At 36.6% G+C, this 3,140-nt stretch carries 2 protein-coding genes; both read left to right on the forward strand.

What is annotated here, in order from left to right:
* On the forward strand, positions 1 to 770 hold a 770-nt coding region (locus KGZ89_08165), incomplete at its 5' end, for a nicotinate phosphoribosyltransferase (GenBank protein MBS3974822.1).
* Positions 771 to 1,205: 435 nt separating this feature from the next.
* Entirely contained in the window at positions 1,206 to 2,645 is a 1,440-nt protein-coding gene (locus KGZ89_08170; GenBank protein MBS3974823.1) for a DUF2828 family protein, read from the forward strand.
* Positions 2,646 to 3,140 lie beyond the last annotated feature (495 nt).

The raw sequence follows: 3,140 nt of genomic DNA on the forward strand, positions 1-3,140 counted from the left end.
GGGCAATCATTACCAAAGCTGCTAAGATTCTGAAACAAGAAATTATGGCTCGTGATGGTCGTGTTGTATTCCGCCCTGATTCAGGTATTCCAGAGCACATCATTGCTGGGTATTACATTGAGAGTTTTGCTGATTGGCAAACACTCCAGGTTTCTGGAGTATCTGTTCTTACAGAAGTTATTTATCTTGAAGATCGAGATAAGTATTATGATATTACTGGTGATCGTACAATTAATGCGAGCATTCAACCATATTATGAAATGCCTCGGTATCAGGCGATTGGTGCAATTGCTTGCCTGTGGGATATCTTTGGTGGAGAAGTCAACTCCAAAGGTTACAAGGTTCTTGATACTCATGTTGGTCTGATCTACGGTGACTCAATTACCGTTGCTCGTGCAAAAGATATCTTTGAACGTCTGAAAGATAAAGGTTTTGCATCCAGCAATATCGTGTTTGGTGTTGGTTCCTATACCACCCAATACACAACCCGTGATTCTCTGGGTATGGCTGTGAAAGCAACTGGTGCTGTTATTGATGGTCAGCAAATCATGGTTGTCAAAGAGCCGAAGACAGACCTCGGTAAGAAGTCTGCAAAAGGTTTCCTGAAGGTTATCCGTGATGAGAATGGCGAACTGAAACTTGTTGACAATTGTCAGCTTGAAGATGTACAGTCTGACGATAACGAACTGCGTCGTGTGTTTTACAACGGCAAATTGATTGTCGATGAAGATTTGACAACGATTCGTGAGCGAGCAGCATCACAACTTTAAAAATTAAGCCCCTTAATTGGGGCTTTTTATTTTGTGAATTTGACATGAAAAGTCACTATAGTATATAGTAATATTACCAAACTATTAACTATAAATTTTGTGAGATTTTATGGATAAACCCAATAACAATAATAAACCAACCTATAATTTTTATTTTAGATGTAAAGCCTGTGATGCCCCTCTCAACCACAACTCCTATAATGTCAAAAATGGTATAAGTGAATCACCATACTGTTCTAAGTGTGCTGCATACTCGTTTGACAATTCCAATTCTGATCGAGAATATGAACATCAGTACTTGAGTGATTTAGATTTTTCCCTCTCAGGAATAAAATCTGAAGATTTTGATTAAAAATTTTATAAATGTGCTTGACTTCCTTTTATGACTTTTGCTATAGTTCATTTCGAACGAGTTAATAAACAAAGGAGTTAATTATGTCTAAGCTGTTTGATGCATCCCGTACTAAATCTCAACTGACACTCAATGGTGCAGTTACACACGAATCCTCTTTGAATAAGAACGTAGACCTGTTCTACAAAGTTGGGACTCTTCGTAAAAACCCAGAGATTGTCTCTGAAGATCTTTTCTGGCAAGCTTTTAGTGAAGATTCTGAAACTGCTGTTCGCGTTCTGCTTTATTCACGAGATATTCGTGGTGGAATGGGTGAACGAAATGTTTTCAGAAAAACTTTTAAAACAATCTGTAATCAGAATCCAAGTTTAGGTTCACGACTTCTTGTCAAGATTCCTGAACTTGGTCGTTGGGATGATGTCTTAGAAGCAATTGGAACACCTGTAGAAAAAGATGCTTTGCAGTTCATTTCTGATTGTCTGACAGATAAATCAAACGCTGCACTGTGTGCTAAATGGATGCCACGTATGCGTGGAAATAACACAGTTAAAAATAAAAATAATGCAAAAGTTCTTGCAAAATTTATGAAACTGAGTTATCAAGAGTATAACAAACTTCTGTCCTCTTTGTCAGATACAGTAGAACAGAATCTTTCCAGTAAAGATTATTCTGACATTGACTACAGTAAATTGCCATCCTTGGCAGCAGCACGTTACCAGGCACTTTTCAATCGTGTAGATAGCGATCGTTATGCAAAGTACCGTGAAAGCTTGATTAAAGAAGATGGACAAGCTAAGATCAATGCAGGTGCTGTTTATCCATACGATGTCGTTAAGTCCTGTATGCGCGGAGATAAAGCTGTAGCAAATGCTCAGTGGAAATCTCTGCCGGATTATACAGAAGGGACAAATGAAAACATTATTTGTTTATCTGATGTTTCTGGTTCAATGACTTTTGACAACGCAAAAGTTTCTGGTGACATTTATGCTCTGCATGTTGGTATCGCATTGTCGATTTATATTGCAGAACGAAACACTGGAATTTTTAAAGATCAAATGATGGTTTACTCTACGAATCCATACTTCATTGATATTGGAAAATCCTTAACTCTGGCACAAAAGTTGTCTAAGGTTCAGGAACACGTTGAGTATGGATCAACTGACATCATGAAAGCTTTTGCAAGAATTCTTGAGTTAGGTAAGCAACATAACTTGACACAAGAAGATATGCCGAGTAAAGTGATTGTATTCTCTGATATGGAATTTAACCAAGCTATTTCAGGTATGACAAATTTTGAATCTATCTCTTTGCTGTACAGTCAATCTGGATACAAAATGCCACAACTTGTTTTCTGGAATCTGGCTTCACAACAAAAAGGTAATGTACCAGTTCAAGTTGGTCAGAAGGGTACAGCTTTAGTTTCAGGTTTTTCACCGTCAATTATGAAAGGGCTATTGACAGGCGAATTAGAACCTGTTAAAGTTATGCAGAAGTTAGTTAACGTACCACGTTACGATTTCTAAAATAATTTAAAATTAGGGGTTGACAATGGTTAGCCCCTATGCTAAAGTAAATACATACATTAAAAACAAAGTCTTATTTATCAAAGGTTCTTGAAGATTTACAGCAAATTTAAAACAACTTACTTTGAAGCGTAAATAAAAATATCTTCTGAATCTTTTATAAATAAATCTTGGCTAGAAGAAATACAGCAATTTCTAAAATTTAATGAATAGAAAATAAATTCTTCTGCCGACAATTTTATCTAAGAAGCTTTACAGCAAAATAAAATCTAATGGGAACTTTAGGTCGTAGGTTCAAATCCTACTTCCCCGAACAACTAACGGGGAATAGCTCAGTCTGGTAGAGCAAAAGTATAGAAAAATATAGCTTCTGATAATTAAATTAGCCGATGTAGTTATACAGCAAAAATAAACTTACATAAAGGTAAAACTCCCGACATGTGTCTTCGCTGGTTCGAATCCAGTCTTCCTCCACCAAATATTCTATGGAGGAAT

Source organism: Actinomycetota bacterium (assembly GCA_018334075.1).
Taxonomy (GTDB): Bacteria; Actinomycetota; Coriobacteriia; order Anaerosomatales; family UBA912; genus JAGXSC01.